The organism is Paraburkholderia sp. IMGN_8 (genome assembly GCF_038050405.1).
In the GTDB taxonomy this organism is placed as follows: Bacteria; Pseudomonadota; Gammaproteobacteria; order Burkholderiales; family Burkholderiaceae; genus Paraburkholderia.
Window position 1 is genome coordinate 3,114,377 of the sequence record NZ_CP150900.1, and the last position, 16,169, is coordinate 3,130,545.

Consider the following 16,169-nt stretch of genomic DNA (forward strand, 5'->3'; position numbering starts at 1 on the left):
TTTGCGGCGGCGCCCCGAAGGAAGTCCACTTGGTGGGCAAAGAAAGTAAGTGCCTGCCCCGCACAGGGGCGACGCTAATAAACCACTAACAAATCAAGGAAAGGCCACCGCCGCAGGCACACAACCAAAAGCGACGCGCAGGCAAAAAACAAAAACAAAAAACCAACACCCCAATCAAGCGCTACGCGCAAAAACCCCCTGCGCCTCACTCAACACGCGAGCATAAGCGCTCGCACTAACCGGCCGGCTATACAAATACCCCTGCTGCTTATCGCAGCAAATCGCCCTCAGGAACGCCGCCTGCTCCGCGGTCTCCACGCCTTCGGCGGTCACGTTCATGCCGAGCGAATGCGCCATCGCCACCACAGCCTGCGTGATCGCAATCGAATCGCGATGATCCGGCAAGCCGGCAACAAACGATCGGTCGATCTTCAGGTTATGCAGCGGAAAACGCTTCAAATACGACAGCGATGAATAGCCCGTGCCGAAGTCGTCGACGGAAATACGCACGCCCATGTCGCTCAGCGCAATCAGCATCGGCAGCACGGTGTCGCTGTCGCTCATCAGCAAGCGCTCTGTGATCTCCAGCTCCAGCGCGGCCGGTTCGAGTCCGGACTGTACGAGACAGCGCTCGATCCGCTCCACCAGCCCGTCGTTGAACTGACGCGGCGACAGATTCACCGCGACGATCAAGTCCGGCGCCAGCGTACGGCGCCACTGCGCGACCTGCTCGCAAGCCCGCCTCAACACCCAGGCGCCGATCTCGACGATCAGGCCGGCGTCTTCAGCCACCGGAATGAACTCGACCGGCGAGATGTTGCCGAGTTCATTGTTGTACCAGCGCAGCAGCGCTTCAGCGCCGATGGTCCGGCCGTACTGGCTATCGACGATCGGCTGGTAGACGAGGCTCAATTCGTCGGCGGCGAGCGCGCGGCGCAACGATTGCTCGATCGTGAAGCGGCGTTGCAGGTGCTGATTCAGTTCGGCAGTGAAGAACTGGAAGTTGTTGCGGCCGCGCTGCTTCGCGAAGTACATCGCCGAGTCGGCATTGCGCAACAGCGTCGGCACGTCCTGACCGTCTTCGGGAAAAAGGCTGATGCCGATCGAAGCGCCCAGGTAGTACTCGTAGTCCGCCACCGCGAACGGCACCGCGATCATGTCGAGGATGCGGCGCGCGAGCGCAATCAGATAAGCAGTGTCTTCGTCAGCGTTGACGACGATCACGAACTCGTCGCCGCCCACGCGCGCGAGCGTATCGTCCGGCGCGACGCAAAGCGACAACCGCTCCGCCACACTGCACAGCAGTGCATCGCCGGCCTCGTGACCGGCAGTGTCGTTGACCTTCTTGAACCCGTCCAGATCGACGAACAATACGGCGACGTGCGCCAGTTCTCCGATACCGGCCGCGCCGTCCGGGGCGAACAGATCGCGCATCCGCTCGGTCAAATACGCGCGGTTGTAGAGACCCGTGAGCGAATCGCGGGTCGCGAGAAATTTGAGCTGCCGCTGTGCCTCGCGCACCGGTCCGATATCGGTAAAGGAGATCAGCACCGAGCTGGGTTCGCTGTCGCCCGGCTTGATGATCGGCACGACGTTCTCGGTGATCCAGATGATTTCGCCGCTAATCAGTTCCATACCGATCGTGACGCCAAGCAACGGTTTGCCGCTCTCCAGCACCTGAGCGGTCGGGCGGTCCGCATCGGTGACCAGCGAGCCGTCCTCGTGATATGCACGCACCATTACGCTGAGAATATCGTGGCCGACGAGTTCGGCGCTCGCGCGCAGAATGCGTTGCGCACTCGGATTGCAGGCCAGCACGACGCCCGCACGCGATTGCACGAGGATGCCTTCGTTCAGATGGTCGACAACCAGCCGGTGATGTTCCTCGCTGCGTGCAAGGCGTTGCGCCATGGCGTCCTGGTGGACGGCCAAACCGACACTGCGGCTAATGTCGCGCAGCATCGTTTCCTCTTCGACGCTGGGACGGCGCGGCGCACGGTAATAAACCGCGAACGCGCCGAGCACCACGCCGGCATCGTTCTCGAACGGCACCGACCAGCACGCGCGCAAGCCGAGTGGCAACGCGAGCTGCCTGAAGTCGGCCCACAGCGGATCGGTTTCGATATCTTCGACAGCGACCATGCGCCGCTCGTACATCGCTGTACCGCACGAACCTGCTCTCGGACCGATCGCGACGCCGCCGATCGCGGCGCTGAAATGCGCCGGCAGCGACGGCGCGACGCCCATTCTCGTGTGCACGCCGTCCGCATCCAGCAGCAGGATCGTACAGGTCGCCCCCTCGCCGAGCAGCGCTTCCGCGCGGCGGCATACTTCATCGAGCAATTCCGGCAGCGGCGTGTTGCGGGTAAGCAGCCGCAACACGGTGCGCTCCGACGCCAGCACCTCCTCGGCCAGATTCGGCCCGTAGCGGGTGCCCTCAGGCGTTGCTCCCATCGTCTTATCTGATGTCGCTTCGCAAGTCATATGTGCGCCCCCTAACCCGACATCGGCAAGCTAGTGTACGCGGCACACGGGGGTTTACGCCAAGCAAACGCACTTTAATCGCGCTGCATAACATGCATTCTGCACGGCGCCGGGTCGTGAGTTGGCAGCGAGTGGCGTCCAGTGGCATCAAGTGGCCTTGGGTGGCCGCCGTCGGCTGGCTAGCCAGTTAGTTAGCGCATCGAAAGCATCGTCAGCACGGCTAGTCCGACGATTACGCCCACTACCCGCGCCGGCCCCGCCAGACGGGCGGCTAAGCCGTGCAGGCGCCGCGTGGCGCTGGCACTCGCGTAAGCGCAGGCTCAGACGCTGGCGCTCGCGCACTGAATTGGACGGCACACCTTGTCGTTAAGCTGGTTTGGCCGGCCATGCCGCTACGCGCACCTCGTGGGCTCACGCCAGGCTCGCGATGCCCGGCCGCGCCAGGTGCAGCACCTCGTAGACCGTGCGACCGGCCGTTCCGGCCGGCGTTGCCGACGACAGCGTCAGCCGGATCAGACGCCAGTTGGCGATATCGAGCGCGGAGACCACCGCGACCGTATCGTCCTGTTCGGCGATGCGGCGGTTCTGCGCGGCATACGCAGCGCGCAACTCGACACGGTCGTCGTGCTCGCCGATCGGCTGCTCTTCGCGATACAACGTTTGCGCCTGCTGCGCCGGCCCCTTGCGCGCATCGAGCGGCAGCCAGGTTTCGACCTCGGGACGGCCGAAGTCGTCGATCACGTTCTGAAAGCGCGAGCCCATGAAGAAGTCGGCGGTCCGCGCGGCGTCGAGCCACAGATACACCGCGGAATACACATTCGCGCTCGCGCCGTAACGGCCTCGCTCACGAACCACAAAAGCCTTGAAACCCAGGCCCTCGGTCGCGTCCCACAGCGGACCGCGCTGCGCCGCGCGCTGGCGGATGATCTCCATGTCGTAGCTGGAAGGCAGACGGTGTGAATACTGCTTGGCGAACATCACGGACTCCTTGCGTTTTGGGTTGGTGATGAGCTTGCGCCCACTCATTCATTACAGCAAGATATGACGCTTTATATCTGCGATAAAGATTCGATATGGCCGCTCTTTCTCGTCCTCTCGATCTGGATGCTATCCGGGCATTCGTGCTGGTCGCTGATCTCGGCAGCTTCACGCGCGCCGCGGAAATCATGGACACCTCGCAGGCCGCGATGAGTCTCAAGCTAAAGCGACTCGAAGAGCGTTTGGGTTACCGCTTGCTGGAGCGCACGCCGCGGGTGGTGAGGCTCTCGCCGCGCGGCGACACGTTCATCGGCGCCGCGCGTCAATTGCTGCTCGCCCATGAGCGGGCGCTGGCAGGCTCCGCCGAGGCGCCGGAGCGCCGGCTCAAGCTCGGCATCAGCGACCACGTTGCAGGGCCGAATTTGCCGGCGCTGCTGGGACGGTTGGCGGCTTACGATCCCCTGCTCGTGATCGAGGTGCGGATTGCCGCGTCGCGCGATGTGCTGGCGTGGTTCGAGCGCGGTGAAGTCGACGCGGCGATCGGCCGGCGCGAGGGTGATCGCCACGACGGTCAACTGCTGGCCGAAGAACGGCTCGGCTGGTTCGCAGCGCCAGGCTGGCAGCATCGCGAAGGTCAGCCGCTGCGCCTGGCGACCCTCGCCGCGCCGTGCGGAATCCGCGCGATTGCCACCGATGCGCTCGACTCAGCCGGGATTGCATGGACCGAGGTGTTTGTGGGCGGAGGCGTGATGGCGGTCGGCGCGGCGGTCAGCGCCGGCTTGGCGGTGGCAGCGCTGGCGCAGCGGGTGGCGCCGCCGGGCGCAGTCGACGTCGGCGAGCAACTCGGCTTGCCGCCGCTACCGACCTCGAGAGTGGTGCTGCATACGCGGCTTCGCGACCCGCGTTCGCAGGAGACCTTGCGGGCGGTCAGTTCGGCGTTTTTGAACGCGGCGTATTGAAGGAGGTCGGGTCTTGCGCCCAAGCGAAGCAAGATTTTGTAATCACCCACCTGAAGTCACGCTGTTTTCCGGCGTCTGTGTACTGGCGACTGCACCGATCATTCATTGCATGAAAAACCCTTGCACCGCCGGGACCGCAATGAAAATCATCCGCCCAATTCTCACTGCTGCTTTGATGTTGACGTATCTGCCTGCGCACGCCACCAGCTTCGATTGCAACAAGGGGCGCTCGTTTACCGAAAAGATGATCTGCTCCGATCCCGCACTATCGAAACTCGACGACGCACTGGGTCAGTTGTACTGGAAAGCGCGCCGGCGAGTCGTGAACCGGCGAGCCTTTCTTAACGATAGCGACAGCAAGTGGGCCTGGCGGGAAGCGAATTGCCGCGATGCGGCGTGTCTGGGGGCGTGGTATGCCACGCGGATCGACGAACTGCGACGGTTGATCGAAAGCATGCAAAGCGGGACGACGGGTGTTCCGGCTGAACCGCTTCCGCCGCAGCAAGCCGAGACCGTGGTGCTTCAATGCACGGCTGCGAATCCAGGTATCGTGGTGAATGAGCAGTGCTCCACTGTGATCAAGCAGAATGCCCACTGGCGATATGAGCCGCACGGCGGCGACTGGTTTTGTGGACTCGCTATGGTGGGGCCGGCGGATGCGGCCCTGACACAATGAGATTGCGGTTTTTTGCCTTTTTTGCAGCGGCATTTTCCTGACCGAAGCGCCCGCGAAAGCGGCCAACCAGCCGGCGGGTTGAATGTTACGTTCAGCGCCGCGGCCGCACGGGCTCGGCTTGCGCGCCGTCACCGGCCATTCGTCAAGCGGCCGGTGTCGCTCGCCGTGCGGCGCTCACGCCGCTCGCCGCGCCTGCGATTGAGCTCCGCAAGCCGCCGCCTGCCATGCGTGAGCGACGCGACCGCATGGAACGCGAGGGGTGCGAACACGAGCCCGAACAGCGTTGCAGCCAGCACCCCGCCGAACACGCCGGTGCCGATCGAGCGGCGACTTTCAGCGCCCGCGCCGCTCGACACCACCAGCGGCACGACGCCCAGCAAAAACGCCGCCGAGGTCATCACGATCGGCCGGAAGCGCGCGGCGGCGGCCTCGGTCACCGCGCGCGTCAACGGCAAGCCGCGCTGATGCAGATCGCGGGCGAACTGCACGATCAGAATCGCGTTCTTCGCCGCGAGACCAATCACGGTAATCATGCCGACCTTGAAATAGACGTCGTTCGGCATGCCGCGCAGCAGCACCGCGGCCACCGCGCCGACCACGCCGAGCGGCACCACCATCAGTACCGAAAGTGGAATTGTCCAGCTTTCGTAGAGCGCGGCGAGCGCCATGAACACCGCCAGCAGCGACAAACCGATCAGCAATGGCGTGAGCCGCGCCGCCGCGGTTTCTTCGCGCGCCGCGTCGACCCAGTCATAGCCGATGCCCTCCGGCAGCGTCGCCGCGAGCCGTTCCATCTCGGCCATCGCCGCACCGGAACTATGACCCGGCGCCGCGCGGCCGCTGACGTCGAGCGACGGATAACCGTTGTAGCGGCTCAGCATCACCGGACCGATGGTCCAGTGGCGCGTCGCGATCGCCGAGAGCGGCACCATCCCGCCCGTTGCGTTGGGCACCGCGAGCGCCATCAGATCGTCGTCGGTCATGCGTGCGGCGGCGTCGGCGGCGATCATCACGCGGCGCATGCGGCCGCCGGCCGGAAAATCGTCGATGTAGGTCGAGCCGAACGTGCTGCCCAGCACCTCGGCAATGCGCTCGAACGGCACGCCGAGCGCGTACGCCTTGGCACGGTCGATATCGAGCTCGACGCGCGGCGCGTCCGGCAAATCTTCGGAGTGTATCGAGGTCAGCACCGGACTCGCCTTGGCCTGCGCGAACAGCTGCTCGCGCGCCGCCTTCAGCGCGTCCACGCCGATCCCGCCGCGATCTTCGAGCCGGAACACGAAACCGTCTGAATGCCCAAGACCCGGCACCGAAGGCGGCAATTGCGCTTGCACATCGCCGTCGATAATCTTGTCGAACTGCTCGTTGAGCTTATCGCGCAACGCCAGCGCGCCAGTGTCGCGCTTGTCCCAGTCCTTCAGTTCGACGAAGGCCATCGCCACATTCTGACCGCTGCCGGTAAAGGTCCAGCCGATCACGCTGGTGATATTCGAAATCGCCGGCTCGGCATGCAGAATTTTTTCCATGCGCTCGACCACCGCCAGCGTGCGCGCCTGGGTCGCGCCAGCAGGCAACTGGACCGTCACCTGCAACTGGCCTTCGTCTTCGCTCGGTAGAAAGCCGCCGGGCATTTGCCAGTACAGCACGCCGCACACGCCGACCAGCACCGCATAGATCGCCAGCATCGGTCCGACGCGGCGCAGGGTGCGTGCTGTGAGTCCGCGATAACCGCTCGCGGCGCGATCGAAACCGGATGTGAAACGGCTCGCCGCTCGCGCCGCAAAACCGCGCAGGCCGCGGCGCGCGTCGCGCTGATGAACCGTCTGCTTGTGCGCCTTCAGCAGATTCGCGCACAACGCGGGCGTCAACGACAGCGCCATGAACGACGACACCAGCATCGACGCGATCATCGCTACCGCGAACTGCCGATAAATACCGCCGACGCCGCCAGGAAAGAACGCCATCGGCACGAACACCGCCGTCAACACCGCGGTCACGCCGATGATCGCGCCGCCGATCTGCGACATGGCGCGGCGCGTGGCCTCGCGCGGCGGCAAGCCCTCGTCTTCCATCACGCGATGCACGCTCTCGACCACCACGATCGCATCGTCGACGAGAATGCCAATCGCCAGCACTAGGCCGAACATCGTGAACACGTTGATCGACAGACCGCACACATACATCGCGAGAAATGCGCCCATCAGCGTGACCGGAATCACCACGGTCGGCACCAGCGTGTAGCGCAGATCGCGCAGGAACAGCCACATCACGAAGAACACCAGCACTACGGCTTCGAACAGCGTCACGAGCACTTCGTGAATCGCGATCTGCACGAAATGCGCGTTGTCGAAGGGGATTTCGATAGCGACGCCAGGCGGCAAACGTTTCGACAGTTCGGCGAGCCGCGCGCGGATCGCAGTGGACGTTTCAAGCGCATTGCCGCGCGGGCCGAGCTGAATGCCGACGGTAGCCGCCGCTTTGCCGTTCAGGCGCGACCAGTACGAATAATTGTCGCGGCCGAGCTCGACACGCGCGACGTCGCGCAAGCGCACCGCCGAGCCGTCGGGCCGCGCCTTCAGCACGATCTGGCCGAACTCGGCGGGCGAGATCAGTTGACCCTTCACGCTCACCGAGGCGTTCAATTGCTGCCCCGCGACGAACGGCGCGTCGCCCAGCGTGCCCGCCGTCACCGTGGCGTTTTGCGCGGCGATCGCGGCGTTCACTTCGGCGGCGCCCAGGCCGTACTCGCGCAACTTCATCGGGTCGAGCCAGATGCGCAGTGCTTCGTCGGCGTCCCACAACTGGGCGGAGCCCACGCCGGGCGCGCGCTTCAGTTCGCGCATCACGTAGCGGCTCAGATAGTCGCTCAATTGCACGGAATCGCGCGTACCGTCGGTGGACGTAAGCGCGACCAGCATCAGGAATGTGTTGGCCGCCTTGAACACGCTGATGCCCTGCTGCACGACCTGCTGCGGCAGGCGCGACTCGATCTGCTTCAGGCGGTTCTGAACGTCGACCATCGCGAGATCGGGATTGGTGCCGGGCGCGAACGTCACGTCGATCTCGAGTTCGCCGAGGTTATCGCTGGTGGTTTCGTAGTACAGCATGTTGTCGGCACCATCGAGACTCTCCTCGATGATGCTGCCGACGTTCGCGTCCACTACTTCAGTCGACGCGCCTGGATAGGTGGCGCTGATGACCACGCGCGGCGGCGCGAGGCGCGGATACTGCGCAACCGGCAGTTGCGGAATAGCAAGCGCGCCCGCCACGACAATGGCGAGCGCGACGATCCATGCGAAGACTGGGCGGTCGATGAAAAAAAATGGCACGCAAAAATCCGTTCAGATGGCGAGGAAGCTCGGTGCGTCGGCGAGACGGGCCATATGCAGCGCATCGGCCAGTATGCCGTCGCGCATCGCGTAGCCGCGCGACACGCCTTCTTCGACGAAGCCGAACTTGCGGTATAGCGCGATCGCCGGTGTGTTGTCCGTGAACACCTGCAGTTCGAGGCGGCGCAAACCGAGCGACGCATCCGCGGTTTCGGTCAACGCGCGCAGGAGCGCCGTGCCGACACCGCGCCCATGATACGCGTCGTGCACGGCCAATCCTAACTCGGCGCTATGCGCACGGCACGGCCGAAATACCGTAAGCCCGGCGTGCCCCACCATGCGACCTTCCAGCCATGCGCACACGCTTACACTGCCTTTGAGGTGCCGTTCGTGCCACGCGGCGATTTTTTCGGCGTTGCGATAACCGACTGACAGCGTGCCGCGCCGCACGCCGGGCAGGCTCATGATCTCGGCGAACGACGCCATATCGGACTGTTCAAGCGCCTTGATCGTGATGCGGCTCTCCACTGCCGGGTCGCTGTGCAAGGTTTGATCGTTCATGGTCTTATTCCGCGGCAATGTTCGGTGTCGACAGTGATAACTGCGCTGCAGTTGACGGCGTCGACATGAACGGCGCCGCCTCGCGCAGCCGCGCCATGAAGAAGCAATCGATCAGCACGCCGCCGCGCAACACCGCGCCGCGTTGCCGCGCTTCGACCTCGAAGCCGAACTTGCGGTACAACGCGAGCGCCGTGTGGTTATCGGCGAACACGTGCAACTCGACACGGCGCAGGCCGAGCCAGTTGTCGGCCACATCGAGCAGTTCGGTCATCAGCGCATTGCCGATGCCGCGCCGATGCCATGCGTCGTGCACGCAGATGCCGAGCGAGCCGGCATGCGAGCGGCGCCCCTTCGAAGGCGTCAGTTCCGCTTCACCGACCAGCGTGTCGCCGATCGTCGCCGCGATCACGATCTCGCTGGGTTCGAGCTTTTCGATGTATTCGCGCGTGCTGGCAAACGACTGAAACGGCGGGTGCGGATTGCCATTCACCACGACCGGCAGTTGCTGCATCGCGTGGAATGGCTCGGCGTCGGCCGCGCGCAATGCGCGCAGCGTCAGACCCTCGGGCAAGCTCTCAGGTTTGGATTTTGTTTTTATGTGTTGATCCATAGGCTCATAACGTCAATTCAAAAGATCTCGCCAGAATGCCGGGTAATTGCATACCGCCGGTTGCGCGCTCTCCCCACGTGGAGTCGCTCAGCAGCAACTCGGGTTGCGCGCCGAGCTGTTCGAGCTCGCCACCGAGCAAGCGGTACAAGCTGTCGTCGAAACGCATCGCCTCGAGCGGCGCGACGATCTGCCCCTGCTCGACCCAAAAAGTCGCGAAGCGCGTCATGCCGGTCAGGCGGCAATTCATCCGGTCCGAGAAATTCACGTACCAGAGATTGCCGATGTAGAGGCCGGTATCGAGCTTCGCCAGCACGTCCTCTTCCGCCAGATCGCCGCCTTCCATCGAAAGCGTCGCCGGCGACTCGTTCGCCAGCGCGCCGTTGGGCGTCAAACCGTACTCGCGTGCGCTGCGGGCATTGGTCAAGCGCTCGGCGCTTCGCCCCGCCTGGATCAGCGGCACGCTTTCGCGCAGATAGCCGTCGTCGTTGAAGCCCGGCGTGATGCCGAGGTTCAGGTCTTCGCTCAAGCTCACACGCGGATCGAGCGCGACTTCGCCGGTGTGCAGTTTGTACAACTCGCTGCGCGAGCTCGCTTGCGCCCGCGCGGAGAATCCGCTCCATGCGGTCACGCCGAGCAATTCAGCAAGCGCCGCGGGCGCCAGATACGAGCGATAACGCCCCGGCGCCAACGCGCGCGGCATACGCGCGAGCACGGCGAGGCGTGCCGCCGCCTGCTCGACTTTGCGCGCGAAGGTGGCATCGCTCCAGTCGTCGCCGGCATAGGTCGTTTTGATCGCCCGGCCGCTCGGGTCGTACAGCGACCAGCTGAAATTGAAGTTGTCGACTTCGTACCAGCCGCGGCTGCCGCTGGTGGACGCGAAGCCGCGCACGATCGTGCCGCCCGCGTAAAAGCCGACGAAATCCAGCCCCTGCGCGCATTCGGCGACAGTGCGCAACAAGCCCTGCGGGTCCGGCAGCTTGCCGGAACGCTGCGTGGCCCGCTGCCATTGCGACGTATCGAACAACAGATGTGGATCGTCCGCCGCATCGCGCAAGCCATCGCGCAAGGTGGCGAGCGCCGCGCTCACTTCGCCGAGATCCTGTTGCAGGTCGCCGCATACGGTCAGCGTCGAATAGGCCTGACGTGCGCCGTCGATCAACCGCAAGGTCAGCTTGCCTTGCGACACGCTGCCGATCTGCCGCACCTTGCCCGCGTTGAAGCGAATAAAGTCGGACTGCTCGCCCGCAAACGAACTCAGCGTGGCTTCGCCACCTTGTTGCAAGCGCTCGATCGCATCGGCCAACGACGTGAAATGCTGCTGCCAGTCGAGCGATGCACCGGCCCGCGAGGACATGAATTGGCTCATCAGGCGCCTCCGAACACGTCGACGTTGCTGAACACGCATGCAGGCGATGCATGACCGACGCGAATGATCTGCGCCGGTTCGCCCTTGCCGCACATCGAGGTGCCGTACACCTCGCGCGTGCCCGCATTGCCCACCGCGCTCAGACTGCGCCAGAAATTCGCCGAGATGCCGCGATAATTCGGCTGCTTCACCACCTGCGTGAGCTTGCCGTTTTCGATCAGCTGGCCGAACTCGCAGCCGAACTGGAATTTGTTGCGATGGTCGTCGATCGACCACGAGGTGTTGGTGCGCATCAGAATGCCGTGTTCGATGTTGCCGATCATCTCGTCCAGCGAGCTATGGCCGGGCTCGATGTTCAGATTCGCCATCCGGTCGATCGGCGGCCGGTTCCAGTTCGACGCACGCGAATTGGCGACGCCGGGCATGTGCGCGCGCTGCTGTGAAAGCGCGCCGCCCAGCGGCCGTTCGAGCACGCCGTCGCGAATCAGATACTGTTTGTGCGCTTCTGTGCCGTCGTCGTCGAACGCGTAAGCGGCGGCTTCCTCGCGCAGCTCCGGGTCGAAGGTGACGTTCAGCAGTTCGGAACCGTAGCGGTATGAGCCGAACATCTCCTGCTTCACGAAGCTCCAGCCCGCGAAGTTGCGCTCGTCGCCGAGAATACGGTCAAGCTCGAGCGGATGGCCGATCGATTCGTGAATCTGCAGCATCATCTGATCGGGCATCAGCAACAGATCGCGCCTGCCTGAAGGGCAATTCGGCGCGGCCAGCAGCTGCAATGCTTCGTTGGCGACCCGCACACCCGCGCCTTCGAAGCCGAAGCGCGCCAGGATTTCAATGCCGCCCTGCCCGAGCGTGCCGTAGTTGCCGCCGAGCGTGCGCACCTGGGTGTCGCCGTTCGCGTGCGCGGCCACGCTCAATTGCGGCATCACAAAGCGGAACTGCTGGTCGATCCGTACGCGGTCGCCGGTGATGTAGAGCTGATCGGCATGCGTGATCTGCACGCCCGCCACACGTTCGACAATACGTGTATCGAGATTCGCGCTCGCGCATTCCGCGCCCAATCGGTCAAGCCATTCGGCCCGGCTCGGCAACGCGTGCTGCGCATTCGGTGACACATAACAACCGCTGACAGCCGGACGCACCACCTCGCGATGGTCGATCAAAGACAGCACTGCGCTCGCTTCCGCGCGCGCCGTCGCTATATCGAGCGCCGCCTGCAAGCCGGCGGCGGACAGATTCGCCGTGGCCGCATAGCCCGCTCCCGCGCCCACCCATGCGATCAGCATCGCGCCGCGATCGCGCACCGTGCGCAGCGGCTGCGCGATGTCATTGCGGATTTCGTGGTCGTCGATCTGTTCATCGACGATGCGCAGCGACCAGAACGCCGCGCGGCTCGTAAGCGTGCGGGCGGCTTGCGCCCAACGTTCGTCAATCATTCGAGGTTCCCGTATGAATCTCTGTTCAGCCCGGCGGCAGGACCAGCGACGACGCCAGCAGCGCCCGGGTATAAGGATGCGACGGCGCATGCAACACGTCGAGTGTGTCGCCGGCTTCCACGATGCGTCCCGACTTCATCACGATCACGCGATGCGCCATGGCTCGCATCACCGCCAGATCGTGCGTGATGAACAAAAAGCTAAGCTTGTACTTTTTCTGCAGATTTGTCAGCAGATTCAGCACCTGCTTCTGGATCGACACGTCGAGTGCGCTGGTCGGCTCGTCGAGCACCAGCAACTCAGGCTCGACCGCCAGCGCGCGCGCAATCGCAATGCGCTGGCGCTGTCCGCCGGAAAACTCGTGCGGATAGCGCAGCATCGCATCGGCGGGCATGCCGACCTCTTCGAGCAGGCCGCCCACCCGCGCGCGCCGCGCCTTCGCATCCACTTCCGGCCGATGCATGGCGAGGCCCTCGCCGATGATCTGCTCCACCGTCATCCGCTGCGACAGCGAACCGAACGGGTCCTGGAACACGACCTGCATCCGCGCATACAGCGCACGGCGCGAGGTGGCGGTCTTCAGCGTCGACAACGGCAAGCCGTCGATGTGAATATGGCCCGCGGCCGGTTGCTGCAAACCTAGCACGGTGGCCGCCAGCGTCGATTTGCCCGAACCCGATTCGCCGACGATCCCGAGCGTCTCGCCGCGCCGCAAGCTCAAATCGACCTCCTGTACCGCGCGAAACGTGGCGCGCCTGAACATCGAACGCCAGCCCTTCGCGGACGTGCGGTAATCGACCGCGAGGCCTTGCACTTCGAGCAGCCGCCGCGCGCCGGCTTCGATCGGCTCGACCGCGCGTTGCGGCTCGCTGTCGAGCAGGCGCTTCGTATACGGATGCTGCGGATCGGCGAACAAGGCTTCGGTCGTATTGGTTTCGACCAGCACACCCTTCTCCATCACCGCGACGCGCTGCGCGAAGCGCTTGACCAGATTCAGGTCGTGCGTGATCAGCAGCACGGCCATCCCGCGTTCGGCCGCTTCCTGCTCCTGCAACGCGATCAGCAGATCGACGATTTGCTGACGCACGGTGACGTCGAGCGCGGTAGTGGGTTCGTCGGCGAGCAGCAAACGAGGGCGGCACGCGAGCGCCATCGCGATCATCGCGCGCTGCCGCTGGCCGCCGGACAGTTGATGCGGAAAGCTGTCGATGCGCCACTCCGGCTCGGGAATGCCGGTGCGCCTAAGCAATTCGATGCCGCGCTCGCGTGCCGCGTTCGGCCGCAAGCCTTCATGCAGGCGCAAACTCTCGGCGATCTGCTTGCCGATCGTGAAGAGCGGATTGAGAGCGGTCATCGGCTCCTGAAACACCATCGCGACATCCGCGCCGCGAATTCCGCGCATCTGCTGTTCTGTTTTTTGCAGCAGGTCTTCGCCGTCGAGCAGGATGCGCCCGCTCAGCTCCGCATGCTCGACCAGCTGCAAGATCGACAACGCGGTGACGCTCTTGCCCGAGCCCGATTCGCCGACCAGCGCGACCCGTTCGCCGCGCGCGATCGAGAGGTTGAGTTCATGCACCGCGGTCTTGTCGCCGAAACGCACGGAAAAGCGGTCGATTTCCAGTAAGGGTTGGTTCAGCCTGGCGTCGCTCATCGCGGACCTCCGCCGAAAGCCGAACCGCGCGAGCGTGTATCGAGCGCATTGCGCAGCGCATCGCCCATGAAGGTCAACAGCAGCAGCGTGATCACCAGCGCGGCAAACGCAGAAATCGAAATCCACCAGGCGTCGAGGTTGTTCTTGCCTTGCTGAAGCAATTCGCCGAGGCTCGGCGTCGGTGGCGGCACGCCCAGGCCGAGAAAGTCGAGACTCGTCAGCGACAGAATCGCCGCGCTCATGCGAAACGGCAGGAACGTAATCACCGGCGTCAGGCTATTGGGCAGCACGTGGCGCCACATGATCTGCCAGTTCGACAGGCCCATCGTGCGCGCAGCCTTGACGTAATCGAGCGAACGGTTACGCAGGAATTCGGCGCGCACGTAGTCGGACAGCACGAGCCAGCCGAACATCGACAGCAGGATAAACAGCAGCCACAAGGTCGGCTCGAAAATCGACGCGAAGATGATCAGCAGATACAGGTCCGGCATCGAACTCCATATTTCGATGAGCCGTTGCCCGATCAGATCGGTGCGTCCGCCATAAAAGCCCTGCACCGCGCCTGTCAACACGCCGACCAACACGCCGGACACGGTCAGCGCGAGCGCCATCAGCACCGAAAGCCGGGAACCGTACAGGAGCCGTGCGAGCACGTCGCGGCCGTATTGATCGGTGCCGAGCCAGTTGGCCGTCGTCGGCGGTGCCGGATACGGATGCGCGGCGAAGTAGTCGATCGTGTCGTAGTGGAAATGATTCGGCGGATAGATCGCGAAGTTGCCGTTCGATTCGAGCCGCGAGCGGATATACGGGTCCAGGTAGTTCGCGCGGGCCGGAAAATCACCGCCGAACAAGGTCTCCGAGTAGTCCTTCACGATCGGGAAGTAATAGTGGCCTTCGTATCGGACCACCAACGGGCGATCGTTGGACAGCACCTCGCCGAGCAGGCTGATGACGAACAGCGATACGAAGATCACGAGGCTCCAGTAACCGAGACGCTGCTGTTTGAAGCGCAACCATGTGCGCCGCCATGGCGACGGCGACGCCGCGTACGCCACGCCCGCCGCGTCAGCGGTCCAGGCGGTTGAATTGGATGCGGGGGTCGACAAGGACATAGCAGACGTCAGCGATGAGTTTGGTTACGAGGCCGATCAGCGTGAACAGAAAGAGCGAACCGAGCACGACCGGATAATCCCGGCGAATCACCGAGTCGTACGAAAGTTGTCCCATGCCGTCGAGCGAGAACAGCGTTTCGATTAGCAGGTTGCCGTTCAGGAACGCGCCGACAAACGCGGCGGGCAGACCCGTCAACAATGGAATTGCGGCATTGCGCAGCACGTGCTTCCACAGCACGTCGCGCTCCGGCGCGCCCTTGGCGCGCGCGGTCAACACATATTGACGGCCGATCTCTTCGAGGAACGTGTTCTTGGTGAGAATCGTGACGATCGCGAAGTTGCCGACCACCGAGGCCGTCACCGGCAGCACGATGTGCCACAGATAATCGAGTAACTTGCCGAAGGTGCTCAGCTCGCCGAAGTTATCCGACGTGAGACCGCGCATTGGAAACACCTGCCAGAAGGTGCCGCCGCCGAACAGCATCAGCAGCAGCACGCCGAGCACGAAGCCGGGAATCGCGTAGCCGGCCAGCACCAGCACGCTCGTCACCGTATCGAAGCGCGAGCCGTTGCGCACCGCTTTCGCAATGCCCAACGGTACCGATATCAGATACGTGAGCAGCACCGTCCATATGCCGAGCGTGATCGACACCGGCAGCTTCGAGCGGATCACCTCCCACACGCTTTCATGCTGGAAGTACGACTGTCCGAGATCGAACGTCGCATAGTGCTTGAGCATCAGCAGATAGCGTTCGAGCGGTGGCTTGTCGAAGCCGAACTGCTTCTTGATCTGTTCGATCTGCAGAGGATCGACGCCCTGGCTGCCGTGATAGCCGCCCGCGCCCGCCCCCGCCTCTCCGCCACGGCCAGTGCCGTGGCGGAGTTGCGTCATCACCTGTTCGACCGGCCCACCCGGCACGAACTGCGTGACGACAAAGGTCAGCGTGACCACGCCGAGCAGCGTCGGCACCATTAACAGCAAACGTCTGAGAATGTAGGCAAGCATG

12 protein-coding genes are annotated in these 16,169 nt (G+C 63.9%); 2 read left to right on the plus strand and 10 right to left on the minus strand.

Translation table 11 applies throughout. From position 1 onward, the window contains the following. Positions 1 to 174: 174 nt before the first annotated feature. Positions 175 to 2,484, minus strand: coding sequence for an EAL domain-containing protein (locus tag WN982_RS14255; protein ID WP_341312621.1), 2,310 nt, complete (start codon positions 2,482 to 2,484; stop codon positions 175 to 177). A 411-nt stretch (positions 2,485 to 2,895) separates the two neighbouring features. Next, a complete protein-coding gene (locus WN982_RS14260) occupies positions 2,896 to 3,462 on the minus strand; it encodes a DUF4865 family protein (RefSeq protein ID WP_341312622.1) in 567 nt (188 codons plus the stop codon). 95 nt (positions 3,463 to 3,557) lie between these two features. On the opposite strand from WN982_RS14260, the gene WN982_RS14265 reads away from it, so the two are divergent. Both WN982_RS14265 and WN982_RS14270 read left to right on the plus strand, forming a co-directional pair. Further along, positions 3,558 to 4,421 (plus strand): LysR substrate-binding domain-containing protein, encoded by an 864-nt coding sequence (locus WN982_RS14265; RefSeq protein WP_341312623.1) that lies wholly within the window; start codon positions 3,558 to 3,560, stop codon positions 4,419 to 4,421. Between the two features lie 139 nt (positions 4,422 to 4,560). Then, on the plus strand, positions 4,561 to 5,097 hold the full coding sequence (locus tag WN982_RS14270) for a hypothetical protein (protein ID WP_341312624.1): 537 nt from the start codon (positions 4,561 to 4,563) through the stop codon (positions 5,095 to 5,097). A 128-nt stretch (positions 5,098 to 5,225) separates the two neighbouring features. Here the strand turns inward: WN982_RS14270 and WN982_RS14275 are convergent, their stop codons facing one another. From WN982_RS14275 to WN982_RS14310, 8 genes are read right to left on the minus strand one after another with little or no spacing between them, the layout of a single operon-like run. After that, positions 5,226 to 8,426, minus strand: coding sequence for a multidrug efflux RND transporter permease subunit (locus WN982_RS14275; RefSeq protein ID WP_341312625.1), 3,201 nt, complete (start codon positions 8,424 to 8,426; stop codon positions 5,226 to 5,228). Positions 8,427 to 8,438: 12 nt separating this feature from the next. Next, the gene (locus WN982_RS14280) at positions 8,439 to 8,987 is read right to left on the minus strand and encodes a GNAT family N-acetyltransferase (RefSeq protein WP_341312626.1); all 549 of its coding nucleotides are present in this window, start codon (positions 8,985 to 8,987) and stop codon (positions 8,439 to 8,441) included. A 4-nt stretch (positions 8,988 to 8,991) separates the two neighbouring features. Next, positions 8,992 to 9,597 carry a GNAT family N-acetyltransferase gene (locus tag WN982_RS14285; protein ID WP_341312627.1) on the minus strand — a complete coding sequence of 202 codons (606 nt, stop codon included), beginning with the start codon at positions 9,595 to 9,597 and terminating at the stop codon, positions 8,992 to 8,994. Positions 9,598 to 9,601: 4 nt separating this feature from the next. After that, the gene (locus WN982_RS14290) at positions 9,602 to 10,963 is read right to left on the minus strand and encodes a metallopeptidase TldD-related protein (protein WP_341312628.1); all 1,362 of its coding nucleotides are present in this window, start codon (positions 10,961 to 10,963) and stop codon (positions 9,602 to 9,604) included. Then, complete coding sequence (locus tag WN982_RS14295; RefSeq protein WP_341312629.1) at positions 10,963 to 12,399, minus strand: TldD/PmbA family protein; 1,437 nt, start codon at positions 12,397 to 12,399, stop codon at positions 10,963 to 10,965. Before WN982_RS14295 ends, WN982_RS14290 begins: the two co-directional genes overlap by 1 nt. Before the next feature lie 25 nt (positions 12,400 to 12,424). Then, on the minus strand, positions 12,425 to 14,050 hold the full coding sequence (locus WN982_RS14300) for a dipeptide ABC transporter ATP-binding protein (protein WP_341312630.1): 1,626 nt from the start codon (positions 14,048 to 14,050) through the stop codon (positions 12,425 to 12,427). Then, positions 14,047 to 15,162, minus strand: a complete 1,116-nt coding sequence (locus WN982_RS14305) for an ABC transporter permease (protein WP_341312631.1) — start codon at positions 15,160 to 15,162, stop codon at positions 14,047 to 14,049. Before WN982_RS14305 ends, WN982_RS14300 begins: the two co-directional genes overlap by 4 nt. Next, positions 15,116 to 16,168 (minus strand): ABC transporter permease subunit, encoded by a 1,053-nt coding sequence (locus WN982_RS14310; protein ID WP_341312632.1) that lies wholly within the window; start codon positions 16,166 to 16,168, stop codon positions 15,116 to 15,118. The genes WN982_RS14305 and WN982_RS14310 overlap by 47 nt, the downstream gene beginning before the upstream one ends. Between the last annotated feature and the right edge of the window lies 1 nt (position 16,169).